General features: G+C 65.7%; 30 protein-coding genes, 1 tRNA gene and 1 riboswitch. Of the genes, 16 read left to right on the top strand and 15 right to left on the bottom strand.

The window, feature by feature from the left end; all coding sequences use genetic code 11:
• Positions 1 to 28 precede the first annotated feature (28 nt).
• Positions 29 to 358 carry a carboxymuconolactone decarboxylase family protein gene (locus H0X91_RS06320; RefSeq protein WP_006484989.1) on the bottom strand — a complete coding sequence of 110 codons (330 nt, stop codon included), beginning with the start codon at positions 356 to 358 and terminating at the stop codon, positions 29 to 31.
• Positions 359 to 487: 129 nt separating this feature from the next.
• Here H0X91_RS06320 and H0X91_RS06315 point away from each other — a divergent pair, with 129 nt between their 5' ends.
• The 3 genes from H0X91_RS06315 to H0X91_RS06305 all read left to right on the top strand — a co-directional run bounded on the left by H0X91_RS06315 (position 488) and on the right by H0X91_RS06305 (position 4152).
• On the top strand, positions 488 to 1435 hold the full coding sequence (locus H0X91_RS06315; protein ID WP_196432896.1) for a cupin domain-containing protein: 948 nt from the start codon (positions 488 to 490) through the stop codon (positions 1433 to 1435).
• Between the two features lie 103 nt (positions 1436 to 1538).
• On the top strand, positions 1539 to 1982 hold the full coding sequence (yiaA, locus tag H0X91_RS06310; RefSeq protein WP_196432895.1) for an inner membrane protein YiaA: 444 nt from the start codon (positions 1539 to 1541) through the stop codon (positions 1980 to 1982).
• A gap of 361 nt (positions 1983 to 2343) precedes the next feature.
• Positions 2344 to 4152 carry a hypothetical protein gene (locus tag H0X91_RS06305; RefSeq protein WP_196432894.1) on the top strand — a complete coding sequence of 603 codons (1809 nt, stop codon included), beginning with the start codon at positions 2344 to 2346 and terminating at the stop codon, positions 4150 to 4152.
• Between the two features lie 336 nt (positions 4153 to 4488).
• On the opposite strand, the gene H0X91_RS06300 is transcribed toward H0X91_RS06305, so the two are convergent.
• The 9 genes from H0X91_RS06300 to H0X91_RS06260 all read right to left on the bottom strand — a co-directional run bounded on the left by H0X91_RS06300 (position 4489) and on the right by H0X91_RS06260 (position 11045).
• A tRNA-Lys gene (locus H0X91_RS06300) sits at positions 4489 to 4565 on the bottom strand.
• A gap of 110 nt (positions 4566 to 4675) precedes the next feature.
• Complete coding sequence (gene ybgF / locus H0X91_RS06295; RefSeq protein WP_196432893.1) at positions 4676 to 5425, bottom strand: tol-pal system protein YbgF; 750 nt, start codon at positions 5423 to 5425, stop codon at positions 4676 to 4678.
• A 19-nt stretch (positions 5426 to 5444) separates the two neighbouring features.
• Positions 5445 to 5957, bottom strand: coding sequence for a peptidoglycan-associated lipoprotein Pal (gene pal, locus H0X91_RS06290; RefSeq protein WP_006484980.1), 513 nt, complete (start codon positions 5955 to 5957; stop codon positions 5445 to 5447).
• Positions 5958 to 5974: 17 nt separating this feature from the next.
• Entirely contained in the window at positions 5975 to 7270 is a 1296-nt protein-coding gene (gene tolB, locus H0X91_RS06285; protein WP_012492927.1) for a Tol-Pal system beta propeller repeat protein TolB, read from the bottom strand.
• Between the two features lie 109 nt (positions 7271 to 7379).
• A complete protein-coding gene (gene tolA, locus H0X91_RS06280) occupies positions 7380 to 8435 on the bottom strand; it encodes a cell envelope integrity protein TolA (protein WP_058902190.1) in 1056 nt (351 codons plus the stop codon).
• Positions 8432 to 8881 (bottom strand): protein TolR, encoded by a 450-nt coding sequence (tolR, locus tag H0X91_RS06275; protein WP_006484943.1) that lies wholly within the window; start codon positions 8879 to 8881, stop codon positions 8432 to 8434. The genes tolA and tolR overlap by 4 nt, the downstream gene beginning before the upstream one ends.
• 10 nt (positions 8882 to 8891) lie before the next feature.
• Complete coding sequence (gene tolQ / locus H0X91_RS06270; protein WP_006484959.1) at positions 8892 to 9569, bottom strand: protein TolQ; 678 nt, start codon at positions 9567 to 9569, stop codon at positions 8892 to 8894.
• 144 nt (positions 9570 to 9713) lie between these two features.
• Entirely contained in the window at positions 9714 to 10199 is a 486-nt protein-coding gene (gene ybgC / locus H0X91_RS06265) for a tol-pal system-associated acyl-CoA thioesterase (protein ID WP_034200954.1), read from the bottom strand.
• Between the two features lie 99 nt (positions 10200 to 10298).
• Positions 10299 to 11045 carry an SDR family NAD(P)-dependent oxidoreductase gene (locus H0X91_RS06260; protein WP_006497456.1) on the bottom strand — a complete coding sequence of 249 codons (747 nt, stop codon included), beginning with the start codon at positions 11043 to 11045 and terminating at the stop codon, positions 10299 to 10301.
• A gap of 180 nt (positions 11046 to 11225) precedes the next feature.
• A riboswitch (ZMP/ZTP riboswitch) is annotated at positions 11226 to 11326 on the top strand.
• 137 nt (positions 11327 to 11463) lie between these two features.
• On the opposite strand from H0X91_RS06260, the gene glyA reads away from it, so the two are divergent.
• From glyA to H0X91_RS06225, 7 genes are all read left to right on the top strand, one after another.
• Positions 11464 to 12711, top strand: coding sequence for a serine hydroxymethyltransferase (gene glyA / locus H0X91_RS06255; RefSeq protein ID WP_006485003.1), 1248 nt, complete (start codon positions 11464 to 11466; stop codon positions 12709 to 12711).
• Between the two features lie 6 nt (positions 12712 to 12717).
• Positions 12718 to 13197 (top strand): transcriptional regulator NrdR, encoded by a 480-nt coding sequence (gene nrdR, locus H0X91_RS06250; RefSeq protein WP_006476792.1) that lies wholly within the window; start codon positions 12718 to 12720, stop codon positions 13195 to 13197.
• A gap of 153 nt (positions 13198 to 13350) precedes the next feature.
• Positions 13351 to 13914, top strand: a complete 564-nt coding sequence (locus H0X91_RS06245; RefSeq protein ID WP_196432892.1) for a GspH/FimT family pseudopilin — start codon at positions 13351 to 13353, stop codon at positions 13912 to 13914.
• Positions 13915 to 13931: 17 nt separating this feature from the next.
• Positions 13932 to 14321, top strand: coding sequence for a type IV pilus modification PilV family protein (locus H0X91_RS06240; protein ID WP_230877896.1), 390 nt, complete (start codon positions 13932 to 13934; stop codon positions 14319 to 14321).
• Positions 14311 to 15147: a PilW family protein gene (locus tag H0X91_RS06235; RefSeq protein WP_196432890.1), complete on the top strand. Its 837-nt coding sequence runs from the start codon at positions 14311 to 14313 to the stop codon at positions 15145 to 15147. Before H0X91_RS06240 ends, H0X91_RS06235 begins: the two co-directional genes overlap by 11 nt.
• Positions 15148 to 15290: 143 nt before the next feature.
• A complete protein-coding gene (locus H0X91_RS06230; protein ID WP_193759721.1) occupies positions 15291 to 15818 on the top strand; it encodes a pilus assembly protein in 528 nt (175 codons plus the stop codon).
• Positions 15815 to 16261, top strand: coding sequence for a type IV pilin protein (locus H0X91_RS06225; protein WP_125332778.1), 447 nt, complete (start codon positions 15815 to 15817; stop codon positions 16259 to 16261). Before H0X91_RS06230 ends, H0X91_RS06225 begins: the two co-directional genes overlap by 4 nt.
• A 54-nt stretch (positions 16262 to 16315) precedes the next feature.
• Here the strand turns inward: H0X91_RS06225 and H0X91_RS06220 are convergent, their stop codons facing one another.
• The 3 genes from H0X91_RS06220 to H0X91_RS06210 all read right to left on the bottom strand — a co-directional run bounded on the left by H0X91_RS06220 (position 16316) and on the right by H0X91_RS06210 (position 17614).
• Positions 16316 to 16759, bottom strand: a complete 444-nt coding sequence (locus H0X91_RS06220; protein ID WP_006484985.1) for a DUF3318 domain-containing protein — start codon at positions 16757 to 16759, stop codon at positions 16316 to 16318.
• Positions 16760 to 16802: 43 nt separating this feature from the next.
• Positions 16803 to 17192, bottom strand: a complete 390-nt coding sequence (locus H0X91_RS06215; RefSeq protein ID WP_006476790.1) for a phage holin family protein — start codon at positions 17190 to 17192, stop codon at positions 16803 to 16805.
• A 119-nt stretch (positions 17193 to 17311) separates the two neighbouring features.
• On the bottom strand, positions 17312 to 17614 hold the full coding sequence (locus H0X91_RS06210) for a DUF883 family protein (RefSeq protein ID WP_006494044.1): 303 nt from the start codon (positions 17612 to 17614) through the stop codon (positions 17312 to 17314).
• Between the two features lie 318 nt (positions 17615 to 17932).
• On the opposite strand from H0X91_RS06210, the gene H0X91_RS06205 reads away from it, so the two are divergent.
• On the top strand, positions 17933 to 18571 hold the full coding sequence (locus tag H0X91_RS06205; RefSeq protein WP_006476788.1) for a peroxiredoxin: 639 nt from the start codon (positions 17933 to 17935) through the stop codon (positions 18569 to 18571).
• 125 nt (positions 18572 to 18696) lie between these two features.
• Here the strand turns inward: H0X91_RS06205 and H0X91_RS06200 are convergent, their stop codons facing one another.
• Entirely contained in the window at positions 18697 to 19884 is a 1188-nt protein-coding gene (locus tag H0X91_RS06200; RefSeq protein ID WP_006484906.1) for an acyl-CoA dehydrogenase, read from the bottom strand.
• A 113-nt stretch (positions 19885 to 19997) separates the two neighbouring features.
• Here H0X91_RS06200 and H0X91_RS06195 point away from each other — a divergent pair, with 113 nt between their 5' ends.
• Positions 19998 to 20789, top strand: coding sequence for an IclR family transcriptional regulator (locus H0X91_RS06195; RefSeq protein WP_034200950.1), 792 nt, complete (start codon positions 19998 to 20000; stop codon positions 20787 to 20789).
• Between the two features lie 140 nt (positions 20790 to 20929).
• Positions 20930 to 21340 (top strand): GFA family protein, encoded by a 411-nt coding sequence (locus H0X91_RS06190; protein ID WP_034200949.1) that lies wholly within the window; start codon positions 20930 to 20932, stop codon positions 21338 to 21340.
• A 191-nt stretch (positions 21341 to 21531) separates the two neighbouring features.
• Here H0X91_RS06190 and H0X91_RS06185 read toward each other — a convergent pair whose 3' ends face one another.
• On the bottom strand, positions 21532 to 22335 hold the full coding sequence (locus H0X91_RS06185) for an EAL domain-containing protein (RefSeq protein ID WP_006484944.1): 804 nt from the start codon (positions 22333 to 22335) through the stop codon (positions 21532 to 21534).
• Between the two features lie 353 nt (positions 22336 to 22688).
• Between H0X91_RS06185 and H0X91_RS06180 the strand changes: the two genes are divergently transcribed.
• From H0X91_RS06180 to H0X91_RS06170, 3 genes are read left to right on the top strand one after another with little or no spacing between them, the layout of a single operon-like run.
• On the top strand, positions 22689 to 24350 hold the full coding sequence (locus H0X91_RS06180) for an FAD-dependent oxidoreductase (RefSeq protein WP_196432889.1): 1662 nt from the start codon (positions 22689 to 22691) through the stop codon (positions 24348 to 24350).
• Between the two features lie 27 nt (positions 24351 to 24377).
• Positions 24378 to 24608 carry a DUF2783 domain-containing protein gene (locus H0X91_RS06175; protein ID WP_058902198.1) on the top strand — a complete coding sequence of 77 codons (231 nt, stop codon included), beginning with the start codon at positions 24378 to 24380 and terminating at the stop codon, positions 24606 to 24608.
• The gene (locus H0X91_RS06170; RefSeq protein ID WP_196432888.1) at positions 24605 to 25966 is read left to right on the top strand and encodes an MFS transporter; all 1362 of its coding nucleotides are present in this window, start codon (positions 24605 to 24607) and stop codon (positions 25964 to 25966) included. Before H0X91_RS06175 ends, H0X91_RS06170 begins: the two co-directional genes overlap by 4 nt.
• The last annotated feature ends 3 nt before the right edge of the window (positions 25967 to 25969 follow it).

Here is a 25969-nt window from a genome sequence, read left to right as displayed (position 1 = left end):
CACGTGGGCTGTGCCGCACCGCGCGGGCTCAGTCGCCGAGCGCGTCCATCACACGCGCCGAATAGACGAGCGCCGCGCCCGCATTCAACGCGATCGCGACGCCGAGCGCTTCCGCCACTTCCTCCTTGGTCGCGCCATGCTTGGCCGCTTCGGCCGTATGCACGGCGATACAGCCGTCGCAGCGCGTCGTGACGGCCACCGCGAGCGCGATCAGTTCACGGGTCTTCGCGTCGAGATGGCCGGTCTTGGCGCCTGCGCCGGACAGCGCCTTGTAGCCGGCCAGCGTATCGGGCGACAGCTTGGCGATGTCGCCGATACGCGTCGAGAGTTCCTTCCGGTATTCGTTCCAGTTCAGCATGATGCGTCCTTGTCGAGAAGAGTGAGGAGGGCGGCGGGTGCCGCGATCTCGGGCGATGCAAGGCTATTCTGATCGCTCGCGCTGAGGGTTTCGATACGCTAGAGTGTCAATTTTTAGCGCAATCGTCTCATGGATGCATTGAGTCAACTGCTGTCGCTGGGTCGCAGCCATGTCGAACTCGATGTGCGCTGTCTGCTCGACGGCCCGTTCGCGATGCCGCATGACCCGCTGCCACCCGGCGAGGCGGCATTCCATCTGGTGCTGGCCGGAACCTGCCGGCTGCGTGCCGCCGACGGGCGCACGCTGCAACTTGCCGAGGGCGATTTCGTGCTGCTGCCCGCAGGCGGCGCGCATGACCTGCTCCACATAGCGGGCGGCCGGTCGAAGCCGCTCGTGCCGCTGCGCGATTCGCGTGCCGGCGACGGCGCGGTGCTGCCGGTCAAGTCGAATCTCGATCCGGCTGAACCTGGTGGCGCGAGCGTGGACCTGCTCTGCGGGCGGTTCGTCTATGCGCGCGGCGCGGGCGAACTGCTGATGCGTACGCTGCCGCAGGTATTGCACGTCGGGTTGCGCGACACCTCGGGGGCCGCGCCGCTGCAATTGCTGACGAGTGTGCTGCGTACCGAGGCGTCGAACGTGGAGCCGGGCGCCGGCGCGATCGTGAATGCGCTCGGGCAGGCGCTGCTGGCGTATGCGCTGCGCGCGTACGGTCGTGGTGCGCGCGTACCGTCCGGCTGGCTCGCGCTGGCGGCCGATGCGCGGCTGGGCCCGTCGGTCCACGCCGTGCTGCAGGCGCCGGCGCAACCGTGGACCGTCGAATCGCTCGGCGCCGCGGCGGCGATGTCGCGCGCGACCTACGCGCGGCATTTCCGCGAGAAGGCGGGGATGAGCGTCGGCGCGTTCGTCGCGCAGATCCGGATGATGCATGCGTGCGCGCTGCTGCAGGACACGCAGCGCGGGCAGGCGGAAATCGGGCAGGCGGTCGGCTATCAGTCCGAGGCCGCGTTCGGCAAGGCGTTTCGCGCGGTGCTCGGCACGACGCCGGGGCGTTGGCGGCGTGCGCGGCGCGAAACGTGAGCGTGCAAGCATGCCCGTCGTGACGCGCGCCAAAGCTGCTACCATGCGCAAAACGCAGTTCAATGACAACGACGTCGAACAACAAGAAAGAGAGGGCAAAGCAATGAACCAGACCACCATCCAGCAACCGTCGTTCGCGTTCGTGGCCGCGTCGTGGGCCGCGCTGCTCGCCGGTTTCGCGGCATTCCTGATCGGGCTCTGGAACGCCGGCATGCAACTCAACGAGAAGGGCTACCACTTCACCGTGCTGGTGTTCGGCCTCTATGCGGCGATCTCGCTGCAGAAGAGCGTGCGCGACCGCGCAGAAGGTATTTCCGTCACCGGCATCTACTACGGCCTCAGCTGGGTCGCGCTGCTTCTGTCGATCGCGCTGCTGATCGTCGGCCTCTTCAATGCGACGCTGCAATTGAGCGAGAAGGGCTTTTACGCGATGTCGTTCGTGCTCGCGCTGTTCGGCTCGGTGGCCGTGCAGAAGAACACGCGCGACTTGCAGAACGCGAAGCCGCGATATACCGATGCCGATTCCGCGTCGTCGGTCCAGGAGTGACGACACGCGCAGCGGGCGCCCGCCGAGGTCGCCCGTTGCGCGGAGATGTCCATTGCACCCGCATTCGCCGGCGTGCCGCGGGCCGGCTCGTTTCGTCCATGCCGCCGCAGCATGAACCGCATGTTGCCCTTTACACCGAGTCGGTCGTGTTGTCCGAGTTCATCGGATTATATTGGGTTCTATCGAAACGCTGAATTCCGTGGAGAATTTTATCGGAAAGCAGTAAGATTCCGGTAAGTCGGTGTCGAGGCTCCAGTGCGCGAATTGTAATAAGTGATCGTTGATTAATTAATATTTGATTCCGTCTGGCAGTAAATTTAAAGATGCAGGTCTAAGTCGGTCTGGGGTGTTTGCAAAAAATATGAAATCTACTTTGTTCGTGCATGCGGGCGGCCCTAAAACTGGCTCTTCCGCATTGCAAAGCTTTCTTGAATTCAACTCCGAAAAGCTTGGGGCTTGCGGTGTAGGGTATCTGAATAAGGCCGGAATATCATTTGAGCACCAGATTTCGAGCGGAAATGGCGAAATGCTGCGGGGAGCCATCTGCGCGTGCGAAGAAGACACTGCGTCGGTTGCGCAAGTAATAAAGTCCTACTTCGAGGATAATTCAACTGCGATTTGCTCGTCGGAACTTTTCAGTGATTTTTCGCCTGAAAATTGGCGCTTGCTTGCAAATGTCTGTCGAGCGGAAGGTGTCGAGTTGCACGTAGTTTTTTACGTGAGAAATGTGATTCCATTCATGAAATCCGTATATGATCAGCTTGTTAAGCGTCATGGGATGTATGAGGATTTTGATGTGTGGGTCAGAACTGCCGAGTGGCTTCATATTCACACACTCAGGTCGCTCGCCGAGACGCTGTCGCGTGATGAAATTACCGTAATCAGCTATGAAGCGATCAACAAGCGTGTGGTTGACTCTTTTGTCGGCCTAATCAGTATTGACGCTCTCGAGCACCAGGATCTGATCGTCAACCGTTCATTGACTGCTGTCGAGCGTGATTTTCTTCGTAGGATCAATCGGGAATTTGGTGGTACTTTCTCCGAGGAAATTTCTGATCGCATGATTTATGCAGACCCATATGCCAGATCCGAGGCCGTTGAGGTAAGTGCAGAGATCGAGTGTGAGCTTGAACGGCGCTACGGAGCTGATCTCAACTGGATCAATAAAGAGTTTTTTGGCGGGATCGAGGTTGTTTCCATTTCCGGGGAAGGGAAAAAGGCCGATCGTCAGCCGAACGTCGTCCGGGCCCCGGAGGAAGCAGGTAGGCGCATGGTCGATCACAAGGCACGTGTCCAGGAGCTCGTGCTGGACTGGGCGTTAGAAAAAATTGCGCTGACTCAGCAATCCGGTGCCGTCAGTGTTGCAAATGCCCTGCTGAATATCGACTGGCATTTGGCGAGTGATCCGACGATTCCGGACGATTTTGATCCGATTGCTTATCTGTTGAACAACGTCGATCTGATTACTGCGGGTATTTCGCCCTATGCGCACTTCATTGCCCATGGGCAATACGAGGTAGGGCGAATTTGGACAGCAGGACCAAATGCCGGATGGGCCAGAGCGAAAGAAGAGTTCTGTGAGAAGACGCGGGAGTTACGTCAGCTCAAGGAGGCATTGACCATCGAGCGCATCAAGTTGGACGCAGATTGCGCGATGGCTAAACTGAGTGCCCGCAGCGAGGTGGAATCATTGTTGCGACGGCAAGCGGAAAGGGAGCGAGAGTATGTAGAGGAACTAGCCGAAACATACAAGAGAATCGATCGGGAACGGGTTGCGTCGATTGATGTCGCCGAGAAAAAGCTTGCGAGCTTAATCGAAGAGCATACGAGGAAATCTGGCGCGCTGGAGAAGCGTCTGACAGACATGCAGGGGCAGCTGGAGAACTCACGGCGGGAAATTGAATTGCTGTTGCGTCACCAACTGGAGCGCTCGCATGTCCACGCGGAGCAACTGACGCAGTTGCGCTTCAGTATGGATGGGGAATGCGCCGCATCAGACGATGCTGCCACGAACAGGCAGCCGACAGCGACGAACGCGTTAGCAATGAGGGCCAGCTTGCTTGAAGACGAACTTTCGACTCTGCGCAATCAACTCGAAGTATCGCGTGGTGAGATCGAGTCGCTGCGACGCCGAACCGCGGAACTTGAGCGGCAAACGTCTGCGAATTGACGGGGGCGGCATTGGATGCCGGGCCGTTACCTCATGTGGACGGTTGATGACAGCCTCGAAGAACGTATGCTTTCGGCGCGGCAATGGGGCCGGGAGCGGGATACTGGCCCCGCCGTAAAGTCATGTTGGGAAGATTGCCCGCTCTGCAGAAGGAGGGGCCTTCCTTCGCTCGATTGGGGGCGATAGTCGTGCCTCGGTGCAATGCTTAAGTCGCAAACCGCGCAAGGGCCGGGTGACGCATCGTGGATCGCTTGTACGCGGTCGCGGCTTTCCGATCAGGGCCACAGACGCAAAAAAGCCTCCGCGAAGGAGGCTTTTTGCACTATCGAAGATAGTTGGTAGGGTGGGAGGGACTCGAACCCTCGACTCTCTGATTAAAAGTCAGATACTCTAACCAACTGAGTTACCACCCCACGTTCTTGAAACTTGTTTTGGTTCGTTGCTTCAACAACTTGGGCAACGACCCAAAGAGCAAAAGATTATAGCGACGGGTTGCAGGGCTGTCAACAACCCGTCACGATAATTATTTGATCGTTTCGAGTTTGCCCTGCGCCGTCTGCGCCGCATTCGAACCGGCGTACTGCGACACGACCTGCTCGAAGGTCTTCTTCGCGGCCGCCTTCTGGCCTTGCTCGAGCTGGTTCGTGCCGATCGCCACGAGGGCGTCGGCCGCGCGCGGGTGTTGCGGGAACTTGCTGACGATCCCTTGCCACGTCGCCGTCGAGCCGCGGTAGTCGCGCAGCGCGTATTGCGCGTTGCCGTACCAGTACTGCGCGGTCGGCTGATAGGGACTCTGCGGATACTTCGCGATGAACGCGCGGAACGAAGCCGCGGCCGCCTTGAAGTTGCCGTTGCGGAACTGCTGCTGCGCCGCGCTGAGCGCATCCGTTTCACCCGGCTGCACGGTGCCTTCGACACCATCGATCGTCGCCTGCTGCGGCTCGAACTTCTTGAGCCGCGTGTCGAGATCCTGGTAGTACTCCTTCTGCTGCCGCTCGAGCGTCGTCAGCCGGTTCGTCAGATCCTCGTTCTCGCCGCGCAGCGTCGCGACCTGCTGGTTCAGCTGGTCGATACGGCCGGATTGATCGAGGATCGTACGCTGGGCGGCCGACAACTGGCTCGACAGGTTGTCGCTCTTGCTGCGCAGATCGAGCACGGCACGGCGCGCTTCGTTGTCGTCGAACATGCCGGCGTGCGCCGGCGCGGCCGACCACGCCGCGCCCGCGACGCAGAATGCTGCGGCAATGCGCAGCCAGGTTGAACGGTGCGTCATACGGCGGTTCTTCCGTTACTTACTGTTGGTAGACGAGGTCGGCGCGACGGTTCTGCGCCCACGATGCTTCGTCGTGACCCGTTGCTTGCGGCTTTTCCTTGCCGAGGCTCACGGCTTCCATTTGCGAATCGTTCACGCCGAGCAGTGCCATCGCGCGGCGGACGGCTTCCGCACGCTTCTGGCCCAGCGCGAGGTTGTACTCGCTCGTGCCGCGTTCGTCGGTGTTGCCCTGGATCAGCACGTGGCGCTGCGGGTGGCTCTTCAGGTACTGCGCGTGCTGCTGCATCAGCGGCTGGTACTCGTCCTTCACCGAATAGCTGTCGAAGTCGAAGTAGATGCTGCGCTTCGCGAGCGGGCTGTTCGGGTCGTTCAGCGGATCGACGTTCACTTGCGCGACGTTGTCGGCGCTCGGTTGCGTGCTGACTGCGCCCGCGTTGTTTGCCTTGTCGTCGAGCTTCACGCCCGACTTACACGCTGCAAGCGCGCTGATCATCATCACGGCCAGGGCCAGACGAGCTTTATTCGACATCATGGTTACTCTCCTTGTGGTCATTGCATGAAGGGCCCCCACGACGGCTCGCGAACGGAGCCGCCCTGGACGGACAGGATCTGCGGCGGCGCGCTGCCGTCGGAGGGCACTGCAGCCAGAACGTTGCGACCACCCGACTGGGTAGCGTACAGAAGGTACTGGCCGTTTGCCGCGAAGCTCGGCGATTCGTCGCGATTGGTATTCGTGATGGCGTTCGCCGCGCCAGTCTGCAGATCCTGAACGTACAGCTTGAAGCCCCCGCCCGTGCGGGAGATGTAAGCGAGCAGCTTGCCGTCCGGGCTCACGCGCGGGCTGGTGTTGTAGCTGCCGGTGAAGGTCACGCGCTGCGCGGCACCGGCGCTTTCACCCTGCGCGGGCATCCGGTAGATCTGCGGCGCACCGCCCCGATCGCTCGTGAAGTAGATCCAGCGGCCGTCCGGCGAGTAGAACGGTTCGGTGTCGATCGAGCTGCTTTGCGTGAGACGGCGCAGGCCGCCGCCGTTCGCGTTGACCGTATAGATTTGCGTATTGCCCGTCAGCGACAGCGCGACGGCGAGCGTGTTGCTGTCCGGCGACCACGCCGGTGCGCTGTTGTTGCCCTTCTGGTCGGAGACCATGTAGCGGCGGCCGGTCGGCAGGTCGTGGATGTAGACGATCGGCTTCTTGCGCTCGAACGATACGTACGCGACCTTCGTGCCGCTCGGCGACCAGGCCGGCGAGATGATCGGCTCGGTGCTCGACAGCGCGATGCGCGCGTTCTGGCCGTCCGAATCGGAAATCTGCAGCTGGTAGCGGTTACCGGTCTTGATCACGTACGACAGGCGCGTGGCGAATACGCCGCGCACGCCGAGCAGCTTCTGGTAGATGTAGTCGGCGATCTTGTGGCCGGCCGTGCGCAGCGTGGTGTCGGTGGCCGTCAGCGACAGGCCGCCGAGGCTTTGCTGCTTCACGGTGTCGTACAGGATGAAGTTGACCTTGTACTGGCCGTTCGCCTCGCGGTTCACGCTGCCCGCGACGAATGCATTCGCCCCCTTGGCCTTCCATGCGCCGAGATCGACCGATGCGGTCTCGGGCACGGGCGTGCTGCCTGCGTCGATGTTGGTGAACTTGCCGCTGCGGGCGAGGTCGGCGCGGACGATCGACGTGACCTGCTGCGGCAGGTTCGCCTCGTTCGTGAAATTGGCGGTGGCAATGGGGAACTGGGTCGACCCGACACCGGTGATCAGCACGTTGACCTGGGCGTTAGCGGCGCTGCCCGCCGTAATCAGACACGAGGCCACGAGTGCCCTGAAACCTAGCTTTGTCATCAAACTCATGCTTCTTGCTTCCCGTATGGCTTGGATCGCTGCGCAACCGCAGAGACAGTAAAAATACCCGATTCGTTCCCGCCTGACAGCGACGCCCGGAGTGTAAGCGCATTTCCTTTCACTCCGCCGCCTTGAAGGTAATCGTAATGTCAGACGGGGTACGACCGTTAGAATCGGGCGGCAACGGGACCGATGCGTGGATCGCATTGACCACGGCTTGATCCCACCCCGAATTCCCGCTCGAGCGGGAGACCGATGCGCTCAATACGTCACCGGACGGCGTGCACCGAATCTTGACGACGGTGGTCAGGCCTGCCCGCTCGCCGCCCCAAACGATGTTCGGCTTGACGCGGCGGCGCACCTTGTCGGCATAGCCGGGCGTGGCGGCATTGCCGCCGGAACCCGTACCCGTGCCGCTTTTCGCGAGGCCTTCGCCGCCGCCTTCGCCGGCGCCGGACAGGCCCTGCAACTGCGCGAGGCGCGCGCTGCGCTCGCGGTCGAGCTTCGCGTTCGCCGCCGCGCTGGCCTTCGCGCGCGCTGCGGCCTCGGCCTTCGCCTTGGCCTGGGCTTCCGCCTTGGCCTTCGCGGCCGCGTCGGCCTTCGCCTTCGCAGCCTGCTGCGCTTCGAGTTGCGCCTGCTTTTGCTGCTGGAGTTTCTGCTGCTCGAGCTTCTGCTGCTCGGCGAGCTGCTGTTGCCTGAGTTTCTCGGCCTGCTTCTGCTTGTCGCGTTCCGCGGCTTTCTGTGCGGCGAGCGCGGCGGCCTGTTGCGCGGCGAGCTGCGCGCGCCGGGCTTCCTCTTCCTGCTGGGCCTTCAGTTGCTGCGCACGGCGCTGCTGTTCGAGCAGCGCTTCGCGCGCGGCCGCTTCCTGCTGACGCTTCTTCTGCTGCAGCGCGATGTCGGCCTGCTCGTCGCGCACGGGGGGAGGGGGCGGCGCGACCTTGGCGGGCGGCGCGGGTGTGACGACGGGCCGCGGCGCGGGGACGTCGGGCACTTCGGTCCACAGCTCGGCCTCGGCGCCGGCCGGCGTGCTGTTCTGCCACTGCACGCCGTGATAGAGGAACAGCGCAAGCAGTACATGCATCAGCGCGGCGAGCGCGAACGCGCGCCACGTCCCGCGCTCGCGGGGCGGCTGGAGCGGGTAGGCGGATCTGCGCGTGGATTGCTGCCGGTTCATTGCGATTTGACGAGGAGGCCGACGCGCTTGACGCCGCGCGCCTTCAGATCGGACATCACGGTCATGACGGCATCGTACTGCACCGTCTTGTCGGCTGCGATCACGACCGGCTGGTCGGGGTGGTCGGCCTGCCGGGCCGAAATGAAGCTGTCGAGCTCGGCCTTCGTCATCGTGTCTTCCTGGGTCGCGCCCGAGTCGCCCTTGTACTTGACGCTCATCGTGCGGTCGGCCTTGATGTTGACGACGACGGGCGGCGTCTGCTCCTGCGGCGCCGCGTTGCCGACGGTCGGCAGGTTGATGATCGACGGGGCGACGAGCGGTGCGGTGACCATGAAGATCACGAGCAGCACCAGCATCACGTCGATGTACGGCACGACGTTGATGTCGGCCATTGCGCGGCGCGAGCGGCCGCCGCGCATGCTGGATCGGATGGGGCTTCCTGCCATGGCGCGCTCCTTACTGGGCCTGACGCTGCAGGATGTTCGAGAACTCTTCGATGAAGGTCTCGAAACGGATCGCGAGGCGGTCGATGTCGTGCGCGTAGCGGTTGTATGCGACCACCGCGGGAATCGCGGCGAACAGGCCGATCGCGGTGGCGACGAGCGCCTCGGCGATGCCCGGCGCGACGTTCGCGAGCGTGGCCTGCTGCACGTTCGCGAGGCCGCGGAACGAGTTCATGATCCCCCAGACCGTGCCGAACAGACCGATGTACGGGCTGACCGAGCCGACCGACGCGAGGAACGCGAGGTTGGCTTCGAGCACGTCCATTTCACGCTGGAACGATGCGCGCATCGCGCGGCGGGCACCGTCGAGCACAAGGCCCGGATCGCTGAGGCGCTTTTCCTTCGCCTTCAGGAATTCGCGCATCCCCGATTCGAAGATCCGCTCGAGCGCGCCGATCGTGTGGCGGTTGTTCGCCGCGCTCTGATACAGCGCCTGCAGGTCGCCGCCCGACCAGAAATCCTTCTCGAAGCGTTCGGTTTGCGCGCGTGCGCGGCGGATCGCGAACCACTTGCGGAAGATGAAGGTCCACGACATCAGCGACAGCAACAGCAGCAGTCCCATCACGGCCTGGGCCAGCACGCTCGCGTTGAGGACGAGGGAAATGATCGACAGGTCTTGAGAAGTGTTCATAGAGGTTTGAGTAACGTCCCTTCGGGGGGGCCCGGCAAGGGTGTCCGGCGTGCGTGCGGCGCGGCGCGCCGGCCATGCCTGACGCCGAACCTTGCTTAGTATCGAATCAGAACGGCAAGTTCATAGGCTTTGTCTAAACGGCGCTCATGCGCGCTTCGTTGACAATACAGTCTGCCCGGCGTCGATGACGGGCCCGCGTTGCAGCGCGTCGAGCACGGCCGGCGGGATGGCCGCGGGCCGGATGCCGTGACGGTCGACGCAGCCGAGGCGGATGTGCCCCGCCACGAGCAGCGTGTCGCCACACCAGGCTTCCTGCGTGAATTCCACCGACGCGCGGCCGATGCGTCCGGGCCGGCTCGTGATCGTCAGCGTGTCGTCGAGTCGCGCCGGCGCGCGGTAGTCGAGCGACGTGCTGCGCACGATGAAGATCGCACCGGTATCGTCGGCGAGCTGGCGCTGGTCGACGCCGCATGCGCGAAGCCACTCGGTGCGGGCGCGCTCGAAGAACTTCAGGTAGTTGGCATAGAAGACGATGCCGCCTGCATCGGTATCCTCGTAGTACACGCGCACCGGCCAGGTAAAGCCGGAGGGCGCTTCCGGGGAGCGGGTAGGCTGAGTCATGGCGCGCATTCTACCGGAAGGCAAAGACCCGATTCGTAACCGATTCGTAACGGAATGTAGTGCGTCGTGGCACACCGCGGGCCGGCCCGGGGCCGGGCCCGCGGGGTTTCAGCCGCGGTGGACGGTCGGGCCGCCGGGCGCCTGCGCGATCGGCATCAGCTCGATCGTGTTGACGTTGACGTAGGCCGGGCGCGTCGCGATCCAGTAGATCGTATCGGCGATGTCCTCGGGCATCAGCGGCTGGACATTGTTGTAGACGTTCGCCGCCTTCGCGTCGTCGCCGCGATAGCGGACGTTCGAGAACTCGGTGCCGCCGCACAGGCCCGGCTCGATGTCGGTGACGCGCAACGGCGTACCGAGCAGGTCGGCGCGCAGGTTCAGGCTGAATTGCCTGACGAAAGCCTTGGTCGCGCCGTAGACGTTCCCGCCCGCATAAGGGTACGAACCCGCAACCGAGCCGATATTGAAGATATGACCGCGACCGCGCTCGACCATGCCGGGCAGCAGCGCGTGCGTGACGGTGACGAGGCCCGCGCAGTTCGTGTCGATCATCGTCCGCCATTCGTCGAGGCTGGCCTTGTGGGCCGGCTCGACGCCGAGTGCGAGGCCGGCGTTGTTGACCAGTACGTCGAGCGCCGCGAATTCGGCGGGAAGGGCGGCCGGCACGGCCTCGACGGCCGCGCGGTCGCGCACGTCGAGCTCGAGCGGCAGAAGGGCGTCGCCGAGTTCGGCGGCGAGCGCATCGAGACGATCCTTGCGGCGCGCGGTCGCGACGACGCGATGGCCTCCCTTGACGAAGGCTCGGGAGATGGCGGCGCCGAAGCCGGCGGACGCGCCTGTGACGAACACGATCATTGCTGCTCCTGGTCGGTAACGTGATAGCGGGTGGAATCCCGCAAGCCTACTGAGAATGCCGCACCGCGGCAAGGCGGCAAAGCGTTTCGGCACGGGCGCGTAGAGTCTGGCCCCAATTGATTCGGGCGCACTGCCGTGCGGTTGCCTATTCATGACGCATCCAATACACTAGTGCGCTCATCACCCCTGCGTGACTGGCGATAGAACCCTTCGGGTTCAAGGTGGAGCATCCCACCGTGAAGCGCGGGGCGCCGTTTTTGCCGTTCGCCTGGGCAGCCGTTGTGCGCCGTCGCGTGCATCGCCGGTGGCTGTCCTGCCTCGCGTCATACGGATTCCTCCGCCACGTCGAGCTGGTCCCGCCAGCAGCGCACCGTACTCGGCCACTCCGGTCAACCTGTACACACTTAACGGAAACCGTATGTTTGACAGAGCCCAAAGCACCATCGCGAACGTCGATCCCGAAATCTTTGCAGCGATCGAGCAGGAAAACCGCCGCCAGGAAGATCACATCGAGCTGATCGCGTCGGAAAACTACACGAGCCCGGCCGTGATGGCCGCGCAGGGTTCGCAGCTCACGAACAAGTACGCGGAAGGGTATCCGGGCAAGCGCTACTACGGCGGTTGCGAGTACGTGGACGTGGTCGAGCAGCTGGCGATCGACCGCGTGAAGCAGCTGTTCGGCGCGGAAGCGGCGAACGTGCAGCCGAACTCGGGTTCGCAGGCGAACCAGGGCGTGTTCTTCGCGATGCTCAAGCCGGGCGACACGATCATGGGCATGAGCCTCGCGCACGGCGGCCACCTGACGCACGGCTCGCCGGTGAACATGTCGGGCAAGTGGTTCAACGTGGTGAGCTACGGCCTGAACGAGAACGAAGACATCGACTACGACGCGGCCGAGAAGCTGGCGAACGAACACAAGCCGAAGCTGATCGTCGCGGGCGCATCGGCATTCGCGCTGAAGATCGATTTCGAGCGTCTGGCGAAGATCGCGAAGTCGGTCGGCGCATACCTGATGGTCGACATGGCGCACTACGCAGGCCTGATCGCGGCGGGTGTGTACCCGAACCCGGTGCCGCACGCGGATTTCGTGACGACGACGACGCACAAGAGCCTGCGCGGCCCGCGCGGCGGCGTGATCCTGATGAAGGCGGAATACGAGAAGCCGATCAACTCGGCGATCTTCCCGGGGATCCAGGGCGGCCCGCTGATGCACGTGATCGCGGCGAAGGCGGTGGCGTTCAAGGAAGCGCTGTCGCCGGAGTTCAAGGAATACCAGCAGAAGGTGGTCGAGAACGCACGCGTGCTGGCCGAAACGCTGGTCAAGCGCGGGCTGCGGATCGTGTCGGGCCGTACGGAAAGCCACGTGATGCTGGTGGACCTGCGCGCGAAGCACATCACGGGCAAGGCGGCGGAAGCGGCGCTCGGCGCGGCGCACATCACGGTGAACAAGAACGCGATTCCGAACGACCCGGAAAAGCCGTTCGTGACGAGCGGCATCCGTCTCGGCTCGCCGGCGATGACGACGCGCGGCTTCGGGCCGGCGGAAGCCGAGCAGGTCGGCAACCTGATCGCCGACGTGCTGGAGAACCCGGAAGACGCAGCGACGATCGAGCGCGTGCGCGCGCAGGTCGCCGAGCTGACCAAGCGTTTCCCGGTCTATCGCTGATCGCCGATGCGCTGCCCGTTCTGCCGGCATGACGACACGCAGGTCGTTGACTCGCGCGTGTCCGAGGATGGCGCCGCGATCCGGCGGCGCCGTCGCTGCTCGGCTTGCGACAAGCGCTTTACGACGTACGAGCGGGTCGAGTTGTCCCTGCCGTTCGTCGTGAAGAAGGACGGCAGCCGCACCGAATTCGACCGTCGCAAGATCGTCGCCAGCATGCAACTCGCGCTGCGCAAGCGGCCGGTTGCCGCCGACGCGATCGACGCGGCGGTCGCCCGCATCGAATATCAACTGCTCGCGACCGGCGAGCGCGAAGTGCGTAGCGAGAAGCTGGGCGAACTCGTGATGAACGAGTTGCGCGGCCTCGATACGATCGCCTATGTCCGCTTCGCATCGGTGTATCGCCGGTTCGAGGACGTTTCCGAATTTGCCGACGTGATCGAAGAGTTCCGTCGCGCCTCTCCCGCCAAGACCCCACGTAAGCGCTGACGCGCTGCGTCCGTTCATCGTCTGCTCCGTTGGTTCGATTCGCGCCGATTGTGTCGGTCGCGATCGCATGTCGCCAGTCGGCCGTTCGGCAAATGGCGCGCGTTTGCACGCGCCGCTACAGTCGTCGCATCACCGTGGCGGAGGACGATTGCGATGGAACGGGGCGCTCAACCCTTGAAGAATGTGGTGCAACGAGCGGGCGGATTCACGCTCGTCGAGTTGATGGTGGCCATGTCGCTGGCAGCGGGGCTTGCGCTCTATGCGGTGCCCACGTTCGAGCAGTGGCGCATGCGCGAACGCGTGGATGCCCGCTCGCGCGCGCTGCTCGGTGCGCTGTCGTTTGCGCGTACCGAGGCAACGCGTCTCGGCGCGCGCGTCACGCTGTGCCGCGCCGGGCGCGACGGCGCCTGTCTGCGTGCCGGCGAGCGGTGCGATCCGGCCGAATGGTCGTGCGACTGGATCGTCAGCGGGCAGGTCGACGGGCGCTCGCGTGTGCTGCGCCGCTATCCGCGCGATTCCGAAGTGGCCGTCACGGGCGCGGCGCACGAGCTCGCGTTTGCGCCACCGGCCGGTCAATCGATCGGCGGAATCCGGCGTTTCGAATTGCGCCCGCGGCGCGGTGTGTCCGCGGCCGACGATACGCGCGTGTCGCGTTGCGTGCGGATTGCTGCGGGCGGCCGCGCGCGGATGGTCGCCGGCCGCTGCGGCGCGGCGTGATCGCCATGCGCAATGCCATGCGCGGTACATCGTTGATCGAGGCGACACTGGCCATCGCGCTGCTCGCGACCGTGATGCTGGCAGTGGTCGGCAGCCAGCTCGCGATGGCGCGCGCGCAGCGTGCGACGATCTGGCGCGAACGCGCGCTGTGGCTGGCCGATGCACGTATCGAGCGTCTGCATGCCGCGGCGGCCGCCGACGACGGCCTCGCGGCGCTGGCGGCGGCATCGTTGCCGGGTGGCGCGATGACGCTCGATGGCGGGCCGGGTGGCGTCCGTTACGCGGTTGTCGGCTGGCGTGGCGGGAATGGAGGTGCGTCGTCGCGCTGCGAAGCGACGGGGACGTCGACGCAGCCGCCATCGTGTGTCCGGATGCCGTTTCGCGACGGGCTAGCCGATGAACGCTGATCATCGTACGCGCGGCCATACGCTGCTCGAAGTGCTGATCGCGATGACCGTCGGGCTCCTCGTGCTTGCGGCGGCCGGTGCGCTGTACCACGCGCAGCGCATTGCGCAGCGTCGCGCGGAAGACGGGTTCAGGATGCGCGACGCGGCCGCGACCGCGCTGATGCTGATCGGTCAGCAGGTCCAGATGGCCGGATTCCGGCCGCTCGATGCCGAAGCGACATCCTCGTCGTTGCCATCGGTGTTCGGCTGCTCGATGGCGCGCGTGCACGGTAGCGGCGCACAGGTGCGCTGCGAGCCCGCGCGTCTGTCGTCGGACGCGTTGCTGGTCCGGTATGTCGGCGATGCCGTCTCGACGTGGACGACGGTGAGCGGTCAGGCGTCGGATTGCCTTGGGCAGGGTGTCGGTGTGCCGGGTGAACCTGTGCCGGTGGAGAATCGCTTCGACGCGCATGTCAGCCCGTCGACGGGCGAGCCCGAACTGTATTGCGAAGGAAGCGGCCGTCCGGGTACGCCACAGCCCGTGGTGGCCGGAATCGATCAGTTGCGCATCCGCTATTTGCGTCGCGACGCCATGCGGTTCGTCGACGCCGATGCGATGCGTGCCGACGACTGGCGCGATGTCGTGGCCGTGCATGTCTGCGTGCGGGCGCGCGGCGAACCAGTGCGCGAACCGACGCCGCATATCGACTGTGACGGTCGCGTGGCCGTTGCACCGGACGGCCACGCACGTTTGACGCTCGATCGCATCGTCGCGGTGCGGAACGTCGCTGTCGCGTCCGATGCTGCGTTGCATGACGCAACTCAAGCAAGCGAGGCGGCGCGATGAGCGGAGCAGCGCAGCACGCGCGGGACGACCTCTCCCGGCGCACGAAGGCCGGCCACGCCCATGAGCGCACCGCCGCAAATGACGACGAACGGCAGCAGACCGCGTGCGTTGGCGTTCCGGCGGCGAGCCCGCGCGAGCCGCACATGCGTCACCGACCCGCCCGCCGCGCCGGGCGTCGCGATGCGGGCCTTGCGTTGCCTGCGGTGATCGCGGTCGGCGCAGCGGTCGCGGCACTGACCGGCACATGGTTCGACGCCGCGCTGACGGAGTCGCGCCGCACACGCGCATTGTCGGATCGATTGATCGCGTTCCACGCGGCCGATGCCGCGCTTGCCGCGTGCACCGCGCGATTGCTGCGCGGCTCGGCGCCTTATATGAGCGAAAGCGAATCGCACACGGAGCCCGACGCATGGCGGCGCATGCCGCCGCTGGCGGTTCCCGAGGCGTTCGCGCCATTTGCCGGCTGGCCGATGGCCGCGCAGCCGCCGCGATGTCTGATCGAGGCATGGCGGCGTCCGGCAGGGCAGGCCGGCGGCCGCGCTTACCTGATTACCGCGCGTGGCGTTGGCGCGCACGCATCGAGCGCCGTGTGGCTGCAACACCAGGTTGCGATACGCGACGGCCATATCGTCGCGCTGCATTGGCGTCGTGTCGCGACGGTGCTCCGATGAGCGGCCGCCTGCCTATCTGCCGCGCGGCAGGGTTCACGCTGATCGAGCTGATGATCGTGCTTGCGATCGTCGCCGTGCTGGCCGGATGGGGTATCCCGTCGTATCGCGAACATGTCGTGCGCGTTCACCGCGCGTCGGCGGTGTCCGCGCTGTACCGTGCGGCCCAGTATCTTGAAACGTTGGACGGTGCGCCGCCTGCGGCGTTGCCGGACGCGCTCGCACACGCGCCGCCGGACGGGCACGCCGTGTATCGATTGACGCTCGGGCGGCCGGACGGCGACGGTTCGCCGGTGAGCTATGAACTGACGGCGACGCCGCTCGACACCGGGCCGATGCGCGACGATGCATGCGGCACGTTCACGCTGCGCTCGGACGGAACGAAAGGCAACGCAGGAAGCGATGGCACCGACGAACCGGGTGCTGCGTGCTGGGGCGTGCGCTGAGTTCGCAAGAAAGGCGCGCAGCGGCGCATGGCCGTGCGCGCGGAATGCCGACGATCAGTCGTCGTGTGCGTCGAGCCCGCGCTCGTCGCGGGACTGCTTCCAGATCCGGTAGACCTCCCATGCGGCGAAGCCGAGCGTGCCCCACTTCAACGCGGGGCCCGCGCTCGCGCGCAGCAGCGAGCGGACGGGCTTCGCCAGCACGAGCGACGCGAGCGAACTCAGCATCGGATACTGGTTGACGAGCTGGCCGAGGCTTGCGTTCAGGTTCTTGGCCGACTGGCCGAACTTGTGCGAGGACAGGCCGGGGATGAACACCTTGAGCCAACTGAAGCGCGTGACGGCCTGACGCATTTCGGCGGCGGCTTCCGCGAGTTCGAGCCGCTCGACTTCGGATCGCAGGATCAGCAATTCCTTGCGGAGCGCGCGGTGCTGCGACGCACTCCAGTGCGATCGCGACGAATGGGAGCGGGATGGATTGCCCGTGATGTTCTGGCTCATGGCGCGTCGGCGAAGTAGGTGAGAGGGATGAGCGCGAGGGCGTTCACGGCTTGCCGCGGAACAGGTCGCGGTCTTTCTCGAGTTCGGCGAGCGTCGCCTCGAACACGGTCGGCGCGTCGCGCAGGCCCGAACGCGCCTTCAGCGCGCATACGATGCCGCCAACGGCATACAGTGCGGTGATCGCGGCGAGCGCCTGCCAGCGGTAGGTATCCCAGAACGCGATCGCGATCAGCACGGTCAGGCTGATGAGCGCCATCGTCGCGAGCATCATCGCGGCGAGACCGAGGAACAGCACGCCCATCAGGCGCTCCTTCTCCTCGGCAAGCTCGATGCCCACCAGTTCGAGGCGCGTCTGCAGAAGGCCGATGGCGGAGCCGACGAGGCGGCGCAGCGGTCCTTGACCGGACGGCTGCGAGTGGGTGTCTGTCGTCATGGATGAGGTGCTTGCGCGTGCAGTGAGCAGCTAGGACAAAGCCGGCCGGCGCAGACCGGCAGGCTTCGACGCCCGCGGGCCGCACATGCGGCCTGCGGGACGAAACGGCGCAGAGCGCGTTACTTGCGGTTGATCAGCAGGCCGATCAGCACGCCGACGCCGGCGGCCACGCCGATCGACGTCCACGGATGCTCGTGCACGTAGTCGTCGGTCGCGCGCGCGGCCTTCTTGCCTTTCTCGACCACCACGACCTGGACGTCGGCTGCCTTTTCCTTGGCCTGCTTGAGGCGCGACATGGCCTTCTCGCGCAGCTCGGCCGCACGGTCGCCCGTGCTGCTCGCAGCTTGCTTGAGCAGGTCTTCGGCGTCCGAGAGAACGGTTTTGATATCCGACATCAGTTTCTCCTTGTTGATTTCCGACATTGCAACTCCCTTCGTGCTGTCATGCTGCAGGTTCACATCGTAGCGAAACCCCTGCCTGCTGGCGAGCCGGGAAGACACACGGCGGCAGCGCAAGACTGCATGGTAAACGACTTGTAATCATGAACAGAGCGGCAAACGGGTTGAAAAGTTTCCTCTCCAGCCCGCCGTCCTGCCACGACGCCGGGTAAAAATGACAAAAAAGTATGAATATCAAACGGAATAATCGTTCGCACGGCCCATTGCTTCCCGTAAGCTGATGGACTGCCCCGCGCTGTCCAGCGCGCGGTTTCAACCAGCATCGTTCGAGGAGGGAACATCATGAGTCTGCGTCTTGGCGACATCGCACCGGATTTCGAGCAGGAATCGAGCCTGGGCACGATCAAGTTTCACGAGTGGCTCGGCAACAGCTGGGGTGTCCTGTTCTCCCATCCGGCCGACTACACGCCGGTGTGCACGACCGAACTCGGGCTGACCTCGAAGCTGAAGGGCGAATTCGAGAAACGCAACGTGAAGGTGATCGCGCTGTCGGTCGACGGCGTCGAATCGCACAAGGGCTGGATCAACGACATCAACGAAACGCAGTCGACGGTCGTGGGCTTCCCGATCATCGCCGACGCGGACCGCAAGGTGTCGCAGCTGTACGACATGATTCACCCGAACGCGAACGAAACGCTGACGGTGCGTTCGCTGTTCGTGATCGACCCGAACAAGAAGGTCCGGCTCACGATCACCTATCCGGCCAGCACGGGGCGCAACTTCGACGAAGTGCTGCGCGTGATCGATTCGCTGCAACTGACCGACAATTACAAGGTCGCGACGCCCGGCAACTGGAAGGATGGCGACGACGTCGTGATCGTCCCGTCGCTGCAGGATCCGGAAGAACTGAAGAAGCGCTTCCCGAAGGGCTTCAACGCGGTGCGTCCGTATCTGCGCCTGACGCCGCAGCCGAACAAGTAAGCATCGGCGGCCCGCAGCCGCGGCTCCGCTGAAAAAAGCCCGCCCGGCAGCGATGCCGGTCGGGCTTTTTCCTTGGCGGCGCGCACGTGCGCGGCAACGCTGCCGCGTGCGTCATGGCCGGATCATCAGAAGAATGCCTGGATGCCCGTCTGCGCGCGGCCGAGGATCAGCGCGTGGATGTCGTGCGTGCCTTCGTACGTATTGACCACCTCGAGGTTCACGAGGTGGCGCGCGACGCCGAATTCGTCGGAGATGCCGTTGCCGCCGAGCATGTCGCGCGCGAGGCGGGCGATGTCGAGCGCCTTGCCGCACGAGTTGCGCTTCATGATCGACGTGATCTCGACGGCGGCCGTGCCTTCGTCCTTCATCCGGCCGAGGCGCAGCACGCCTTGCAGGCCGAGCGTGATTTCGGTCTGCATGTCGGCGAGCTTCTTCTGGATCAGCTGGTTCGCGGCGAGCGGCCGGCCGAACTGCTGGCGGTCGAGCACGTACTGGCGCGCGGTGTGCCAGCAGGACTCGGCGGCGCCGAGCGCACCCCACGCGATCCCGTAGCGCGCCGAGTTCAGGCACGTGAACGGGCCGCGCAGGCCGCTCACGTTCGGCATCAGGTTCTCGTCCGGCACGAACACCTCGTCGAGGACGATCTCGCCGGTGATCGAGGCGCGCAGCCCGACCTTGCCGTGGATCGCCGGCGCCGACAGGCCCTTCCAGCCCTTCTCGAGGATGAAGCCGCGGATCGCGTCCTTGCCGTTCTCTTCGAGCTTCGCCCAGACGACGAACACGTCGGCGATCGGCGAGTTGGTGATCCACATCTTCGCGCCGGACAGCGAATAGCCGCCGGGCACCTTCTTCGCGCGCGTGACCATGCTGCCCGGATCGGAGCCATGGTTCGGCTCGGTCAGGCCGAAGCAGCCGATCCATTCGCCGCTCGCGAGCTTCGGCAGGTATTTCTGCTTTTGCGCGTCCGAGCCGAATTCGAAGATCGGCACCATCACGAGCGACGATTGCACGGACATCATCGACCGGTAGCCGGAATCGACGCGCTCGACTTCGCGCGCGATCAGCCCGTAGCTCACGTAGTTGAGGCCGGGGCCGCCGTATTCCTCGGGAATCGTCGGACCGAGCAGGCCGACCTCGCCCATCTCGCGAAAGATGGCCGCGTCGGTGCGTTCGTGGCGGAACGCTTCGGTGACGCGCGGCGCGAGCTTGTCCTGTGCATACGCCTGCGCGGCATCGCGGACCATCCGCTCTTCCTCGGTCAGTTGCTGGTCGAGCAGCAGCGGATCGTCCCAATGAAAAGTTGCAGCACTCATCGTCTCATCTCCTGTTGGTCCGGTCTTCGAGCCGGCCCCGTGTCAAAGTTTGCTTGACTCGCGTTCCGCTGTGCGGAACAATGTTTTGCAAATCGAACCCAGTGTAGCACCGGATGACACTTTCAACCATCGACGACACCACGATCGACGAGCGCAAGTTCGTCGTCGCGCTCGCGCGCGGGCTCGACCTGCTGCGCGCCTTCCGCCCCGGCGAGACGATGCTGGGCAATCGCGATTTCGCGGAACGCACGGGGCTGCCGAAGGCGACGGTGAACCGGCTCGCCTATACGCTGACCGTGCTCGGCTATCTGCGCTACGACGAGACGCTCGGCAAGTATGCGCTGGACGCCGGCGTGCTGTCGCTCGGCTACGCGCTGCTGTCGGGCTCCGGGACGATCGATCTCGCGCGCCCGCACATGCAGGCGCTCGCGCGGGAGATCGGCGCGGCCGTGTCGCTCGGCTGCCGCGACGGGCTCGACATGATCTATCTGGAGACGATCCGCAGCGAGACCGCCTTGACGCTCGGGCTCGCGCCCGGTTCGCGGCTGTCGATGCTGACGAGCTCGATGGGGCGCGCGTACCTGGCCGTGCAGCCGGAGGACGTGCGCCGCGCGCTCTATGCCGAGCTGCATCGTGCGGCCGGCGGCGCGGCCGACGCCGATGCGCTCGTCGCCGCCGCGCAGCAGGCGGTGGCCGAATTTTCGGTGGGCGGGTGCTGTTATTCGTTCCGTGCGTGGCACATGGACGTGAACGCGGCGGCCGTGCCGTTTCGCGAGCCGCGCGAGGGACGCTGGCTGATCCTGAGCTGCAGCGGCCCGGCGTCGTCGATGGACGAGGGCGTGTTTCGCACGCAGGTCGGGCCGCAACTGAAGGCGCTCGCGCAGCGGCTCGGCCAGACGGTCTGAGCCACGCGTGCGTGCGGCTGTTGCCGCCGCGCGGCAATCGGCTCGTGCGCGGCGGATGGAGAGGCGGCGCGGTGGCGTATTGCGCGACGGGCGAACCGCGCTCATCATCGTTCGCCTGCTTACCGACGACGAGGTCTGCGATGGCGCACCCCGAACCGATGGAAGGCGGATGCGCGTGCGGCGCGATTCGCTACCGTATCGCCGACGTGCCGACCGATGCCGGCTTCTGCCACTGCCGGCTCTGTCAGCGCACGACCGGCGCGGCGGTCGTCGCGTCGGCAACGGTGCCGATCGACGCGTTCGAATACCTGCAGGGCGAACCGACCGTCTACGCGTCGAGCGCATGGGGCGAGCGGCGTTTCTGCGGCCGTTGCGGCGCGCAACTCGAATACCGGCGCGCTGACGCGCCGCAGACGGTCGAGATCAACTACGCGACGCTCGACGAACCGTCGCGGTTGCGTCCGGCGTGGCACGTCTGGTATCGGGATCGTTTGCCGGGTGTCGAGATCGGCGACGATTTGCCGAAGTACGACGACGGTGGAAGAGAATAGGCGGCTCATCCGCGCCGATACACCGGTGTCGATCGCGCGCGCAGGCACGGTCGATCTTTCTGCGTGAACGAACAGCGAACCGGCCGGCGTCGAGCGACGCCGCGTGCTGAAACCCGCTTCCCGAAGCAGCACGACTCCGGAATCCGCGATCCAGCGTGCCGCTCCCCGCGCGCGCCTTCCGCGCGAATCGCTCAGGCCGTCACGACCTTCGCGAACACCGGCCCCTGCATGAACCGCACGTCGTGCTGGCGCAGCAGCTCGCACTGCGTCTCGTCGACGACGCCGTCGAAGATCAGCGGGATCCGCACGCGCTGCGCATAGGCGACGAGCGCCTTGACCATCCCGTCGCGCAACGCGATGCCCGCATCCATCTTGATGTAGTCGGGGCGCGCCATGTCCGATTCGACCGCGAGGATGCGGCCCGGGTCCGGCAGCTTGTCCGCGACCTTGAAACCGTGATGCTGGTAGCTGCGCGTCAGGTAGCCGAGGAACGTCTTGTGGGCGACCGCGACCGCCGGCAGCTCGATCACGATCCGCTCGGGCGGCAGCCCGAAGCGCTGCAGCACCGATGAGAAATGCTTGCCGTGGTCGTACTTCACGCTCTTGAGCAGCCGCTCGTGCACGCGCAGGAACAGCAGCCCGTGGCGTTGCGCGCCGAAGAAATTGATCGCATGCAGCGCGCGCGACAGGCGGTCGATCGCGACCAGCGTCTGGTCGTCGACGGCCGCGTCGACCGGATCGTGCTGCGCCCCCGTGACCAGTGTGACGGCCTGGAAGCCGAGCTCGTCGCCGTAGCGCTCGATCGCGTCGGCGAACGACGTCGATTGCGGCGCGCCGGGCATCGTCACGTCGTAGATCGGCTCGTACGCACTGGCGAGCGTGCGCTCGGGCAGATTCGCGCACGCGGTGCCGCCTTCGGCTAGCGCGAGGTGTTCCCGCAGATACGGCAGTTGCCCGGCACGGCTGACCAGCTCGGGGATGGTAGGCGGAATCATCGGCGTGAGAAGGAAAAATGGCGGCCGAAAGGGCCGCCTCATGACTTGATATTAGCAGCGCGCGCCGCGCTCGGCTTGGCGTTTCACTCATATGGTTATCCCGTCCTCGCGCCAACGCCTAGGGTTTACGTTGATTTCACTATTCGTAATTGATTTTACTATTCGTAAATCCAAGGATTTGTCGCCGATCAAGAAATGCGGCATGCGGGCGCCGCGAAACGGCGCCGTTCACGAATCAACAGGAAGCAAGGAGCGAGACGTGGCGGTTGACAGGACAGGCGGGCGGGCGCGCCGGCAGGAGACGGACGGGACGACGGGCGCGGCGGTGCGCGCACGGCGGAGTTGACGCGCGGATGGCGACCATGAGCATCGATTACCAGACGCTGAAGTTCGAGTACCGCGCCCGCGCGCACGACGCGGCCGTCCACCCGGTGGTCGTCGTCGGCGCGGGCCCGGTCGGCCTCGCGGCCGCGATCGACCTCGCGCAACAGGGCGTGCCGGTCGTGCTGCTCGACGACGACGACACGTTGTCGACCGGCTCGCGCGCGATCTGCTTCGCGAAGCGCACGCTGGAGATCTTCGACCGGCTCGGCTGCGGCGAGCGCTTCGTCGACAAGGGCGTGAGCTGGCACGTCGGCAAGGTGTTCCTGCAGGACGAGCAGCTTTACGCATTCGACCTGCTGCCCGAGGAAGGACATGCGCGCCCGGCGTTCATCAATCTGCAGCAGTACTACGTCGAAGGCTATCTGGCCGACCGCGCGTTCGAGCTGCCGAACATCGACATCCGCTGGAAGCACAAGGTGACGGGCATCGACCAGTCGGCCGAACATGCGGTGCTGACGATCGAGACGCCGGACGGCGTCGCGACGCTGCGCGCGCAGTACGTGATCGCGGCCGACGGTTCGCGCAGCCCGATGCGCACGATGATGGGTCTCGAGAGCCGCGGCCGCACCTTCAAGGACCGCTTCCTGATCGCCGACGTGAAGATGAAGGCGGAGTTTCCGACCGAGCGCTGGTTCTGGTTCGACCCGCCGTTTCACCGCAACCAGTCGGTGCTGCTGCACCGCCAGCCGGACAACGTGTGGCGCATCGACTTCCAGCTCGGCTGGGATGCCGATCCGGTCGCCGAGAAGCAGCCGGAGCGCGTGATCCCGCGCGTGCGCGCGCTGCTCGGGCCGGACGTCGAGTTCGAGCTCGAGTGGGTGAGCGTATACACGTTCCGCTGCCAGCGGATGGAGACGTTCCGGCACGGCCGCGTGCTGTTCGCGGGCGACTCCGCGCACGGCGTGTCGCCGTTCGGCGCGCGCGGCGCGAACAGCGGCGTGCAGGACGCGGACAACCTCGCGTGGAAGCTGAAGCTGGTGCTCGACGGCCGCGCACACGACCGCCTGCTCGATACGTATGCGAGCGAGCGCGAGTTCGCGGCCGACGAGAACATCCGCAATTCGACGCGCTCGACCGACTTCATCACGCCGAAAAGCGCGGTGTCGCGCGTGTTCCGCGATGCGACACTGAAGCTCGCGCGCGACTGCGAGTTCGCGCGCAAGCTGGTGAACAGCGGGCGCCTGTCGGTGCCGGCCGTGCTGGCCGATTCGCCGCTCAACACGCCGGACCGCGGCGGCGACGCATTCGCGTGCGCGATGCGGCCGGGCGCGGCGGCGGCCGATGCGCCGGTGCGTGCGCAGGGTGCGCCGGGCTGGCTGCTGCAGCATCTGCGCGACGGTTTCACCGGCGTGCTGTTCGGATTGCCGGGCGATGCGGCCGCGCTGGCGCAGGCCGTCGACGGGCTCGCGCTGCCGGTGCGTCCCGTGCTCGTCGTGCCGGCCGGGCACGCGCAGCCGGTGGCCGGCGTCGACGTCGTGGAGGACGTCGACGGGCTCGCCGCGCGGCGCTACGACGCGCAGCCTGGCACGTTCTACCTGCTGCGTCCCGACCAGCACGTCTGCGCCCGCACGCGCACGCTCGACCGTCAGGCGATTGCCGACGCACTGGCGCGCGCGACCTGCGCAAGCTGATACGACCAAGATACCGGAGACACCGTCATGCCCTCACTCGACACCCGCCCGCGCCTGGCCGATCCCGACGCGTTCTACGAAGCGCTGATCGACATGCATCGCGACCTGTCGGACGCCGACAGCCAGCTCGTCAACGCGAAGCTGATCCTGTTGCTCGCGAACCAGGTCGGCGACGCCGACGTGCTGCGCGAAGCGATGGCGCTCGCACGCCAGGGCGTGACGCCGCCCGCGCATCCGGCCGCCGAGGTGGCGCAATGAGCGCGGCGCCGGCCGACGCGCGCGTGCTCGAAGTCGAGCGCGTGATCGACGAGACTCATCGCCCCGGGTTTCACTGGATGCTGCTCGCGCTGTGCGGGCTGTGCCTCGTGATCGACGGTTTCGATGCGCAGGCGATGGGCTACGTCGCGCCGAGCGTGATCGCCGAATGGGGCGTGCCGAAGCAGGCGCTCGGGCCCGTGTTCAGCGCGAGCCTGTTCGGGATGCTGCTCGGCGCGCTCGGGCTGTCGGTGCTCGCCGACCGGATCGGGCGGCGCCCGGTGCTGATCGGCTCGACGCTGTTCTTCGCGGTGACGATGCTCGCGACGCCGTTCGCGGGCTCGATCCCCGTGCTGATGGCGTTGCGCTTCGTCACGGGGCTCGGCCTCGGCTGCATCATGCCGAACGCGATGGCGCTGGTCGGCGAGTTCAGCCCGGCCGCGCATCGCGTGAAGCGGATGATGATCGTGTCGTGCGGCTTCACGCTCGGCGCGGCGATCGGCGGCTTCATCAGCGCGGCGCTGATTCCGGCGCTCGGCTGGCGTTCGGTGTTCTTCGTCGGCGGCGCGGTGCCGCTCGTGCTGACGATCGCGATGGTCGCGCGGCTGCCGGAGTCGCTGCAGTTCCTGGTGCTGAAAGGGCGTGTCGTGCAGGCGCGCGACTGGCTCGCGCGGTTCGCGCCGGAAGCCGGCATCGATGCGAACACGCGGCTCGTCGTGCGCGAACGCGCGGCAAGCGGCGCGCCGGTCGCCGAGCTGTTCCGCCATGGCCGCCTGCCGGTCACGCTGCTGCTGTGGTCGATCAGCTTCATGAACCTGATCGACCTGTACTTCCTGTCGAACTGGCTGCCGACCGTGATGCGCGACGCCGGCTATTCGCCGGGCACCGCGGTGATCGTCGGCACGGTGCTGCAGACGGGCGGCGTGATCGGCACGCTGTCGCTCGGCTGGTTCATCGAACGTTACGGCTTCGTGCGCGTGCTGTTCGCGTGCTTCGCGTGCGCGGCCGTGTCGGTGGGGCTGATCGGCTCGGTCGCGCATGCGCTGCCGTGGCTGCTGGTCGTCGTGTTCGCGGGCGGGTTCTGCGTGGTCGGCGGGCAGCCGGCCGTGAACGCGCTCGCGGGCCAGTATTACCCGACGTCGCTGCGCTCGACGGGCATCGGCTGGAGCCTCGGCATCGGCCGGATCGGCTCGGTGCTCGGGCCGCTCGTCGGCGGACAACTGATTGCGCTCAACTGGTCGAACGGCGCGCTGTTCCATGCGGCCGCGGTGCCCGTGCTGTGCTCGGCGCTGTTCGTGCTGGGCCTCGCAGGCGTCACGCGGCGCAGCGGCGCGCAGGCGCCGAACACCGTGATGAATTGATGG

Origin of the sequence: Burkholderia sp. 9777_1386 (assembly GCF_015712265.1) — a bacterium.
Taxonomy (GTDB): domain Bacteria; phylum Pseudomonadota; class Gammaproteobacteria; order Burkholderiales; family Burkholderiaceae; genus Burkholderia; species Burkholderia cenocepacia.
The sequence above is the reverse complement of the archived record's forward strand: the minus strand, read 5'-3'. Positions and strand labels throughout refer to the sequence as shown.

Excerpts from the sequence above, each read along its gene's own strand:
- H0X91_RS06320 (WP_006484989.1), bottom strand. The coding sequence starts at position 358 with ATGCTGAACTGGAACGAATACCGGAAGGAACTCTCGACGCGTATCGGC.
- H0X91_RS06315 (WP_196432896.1), top strand. The coding sequence starts at position 488 with ATGGATGCATTGAGTCAACTGCTGTCGCTGGGTCGCAGCCATGTCGAA.
- yiaA (WP_196432895.1), top strand. The coding sequence starts at position 1,539 with ATGAACCAGACCACCATCCAGCAACCGTCGTTCGCGTTCGTGGCCGCG.
- H0X91_RS06305 (WP_196432894.1), top strand. The coding sequence starts at position 2,344 with ATGAAATCTACTTTGTTCGTGCATGCGGGCGGCCCTAAAACTGGCTCT.
- ybgF (WP_196432893.1), bottom strand. The coding sequence starts at position 5,425 with ATGACGCACCGTTCAACCTGGCTGCGCATTGCCGCAGCATTCTGCGTC.
- pal (WP_006484980.1), bottom strand. The coding sequence starts at position 5,957 with ATGATGTCGAATAAAGCTCGTCTGGCCCTGGCCGTGATGATGATCAGC.
- tolB (WP_012492927.1), bottom strand. The coding sequence starts at position 7,270 with ATGAGTTTGATGACAAAGCTAGGTTTCAGGGCACTCGTGGCCTCGTGT.
- tolA (WP_058902190.1), bottom strand. The coding sequence starts at position 8,435 with ATGAACCGGCAGCAATCCACGCGCAGATCCGCCTACCCGCTCCAGCCG.
- tolR (WP_006484943.1), bottom strand. The coding sequence starts at position 8,881 with ATGGCAGGAAGCCCCATCCGATCCAGCATGCGCGGCGGCCGCTCGCGC.
- tolQ (WP_006484959.1), bottom strand. The coding sequence starts at position 9,569 with ATGAACACTTCTCAAGACCTGTCGATCATTTCCCTCGTCCTCAACGCG.
- ybgC (WP_034200954.1), bottom strand. The coding sequence starts at position 10,199 with ATGCGCGCCATGACTCAGCCTACCCGCTCCCCGGAAGCGCCCTCCGGC.
- H0X91_RS06260 (WP_006497456.1), bottom strand. The coding sequence starts at position 11,045 with ATGATCGTGTTCGTCACAGGCGCGTCCGCCGGCTTCGGCGCCGCCATC.
- glyA (WP_006485003.1), top strand. The coding sequence starts at position 11,464 with ATGTTTGACAGAGCCCAAAGCACCATCGCGAACGTCGATCCCGAAATC.
- nrdR (WP_006476792.1), top strand. The coding sequence starts at position 12,718 with ATGCGCTGCCCGTTCTGCCGGCATGACGACACGCAGGTCGTTGACTCG.
- H0X91_RS06245 (WP_196432892.1), top strand. The coding sequence starts at position 13,351 with ATGGAACGGGGCGCTCAACCCTTGAAGAATGTGGTGCAACGAGCGGGC.
- H0X91_RS06240 (WP_230877896.1), top strand. The coding sequence starts at position 13,932 with ATGCGCGGTACATCGTTGATCGAGGCGACACTGGCCATCGCGCTGCTC.
- H0X91_RS06235 (WP_196432890.1), top strand. The coding sequence starts at position 14,311 with ATGAACGCTGATCATCGTACGCGCGGCCATACGCTGCTCGAAGTGCTG.
- H0X91_RS06230 (WP_193759721.1), top strand. The coding sequence starts at position 15,291 with ATGCGTCACCGACCCGCCCGCCGCGCCGGGCGTCGCGATGCGGGCCTT.
- H0X91_RS06225 (WP_125332778.1), top strand. The coding sequence starts at position 15,815 with ATGAGCGGCCGCCTGCCTATCTGCCGCGCGGCAGGGTTCACGCTGATC.
- H0X91_RS06220 (WP_006484985.1), bottom strand. The coding sequence starts at position 16,759 with ATGAGCCAGAACATCACGGGCAATCCATCCCGCTCCCATTCGTCGCGA.
- H0X91_RS06215 (WP_006476790.1), bottom strand. The coding sequence starts at position 17,192 with ATGACGACAGACACCCACTCGCAGCCGTCCGGTCAAGGACCGCTGCGC.
- H0X91_RS06210 (WP_006494044.1), bottom strand. The coding sequence starts at position 17,614 with ATGTCGGAAATCAACAAGGAGAAACTGATGTCGGATATCAAAACCGTT.
- H0X91_RS06205 (WP_006476788.1), top strand. The coding sequence starts at position 17,933 with ATGAGTCTGCGTCTTGGCGACATCGCACCGGATTTCGAGCAGGAATCG.
- H0X91_RS06200 (WP_006484906.1), bottom strand. The coding sequence starts at position 19,884 with ATGAGTGCTGCAACTTTTCATTGGGACGATCCGCTGCTGCTCGACCAG.
- H0X91_RS06195 (WP_034200950.1), top strand. The coding sequence starts at position 19,998 with ATGACACTTTCAACCATCGACGACACCACGATCGACGAGCGCAAGTTC.
- H0X91_RS06190 (WP_034200949.1), top strand. The coding sequence starts at position 20,930 with ATGGCGCACCCCGAACCGATGGAAGGCGGATGCGCGTGCGGCGCGATT.
- H0X91_RS06185 (WP_006484944.1), bottom strand. The coding sequence starts at position 22,335 with ATGATTCCGCCTACCATCCCCGAGCTGGTCAGCCGTGCCGGGCAACTG.
- H0X91_RS06180 (WP_196432889.1), top strand. The coding sequence starts at position 22,689 with ATGGCGACCATGAGCATCGATTACCAGACGCTGAAGTTCGAGTACCGC.
- H0X91_RS06175 (WP_058902198.1), top strand. The coding sequence starts at position 24,378 with ATGCCCTCACTCGACACCCGCCCGCGCCTGGCCGATCCCGACGCGTTC.
- H0X91_RS06170 (WP_196432888.1), top strand. The coding sequence starts at position 24,605 with ATGAGCGCGGCGCCGGCCGACGCGCGCGTGCTCGAAGTCGAGCGCGTG.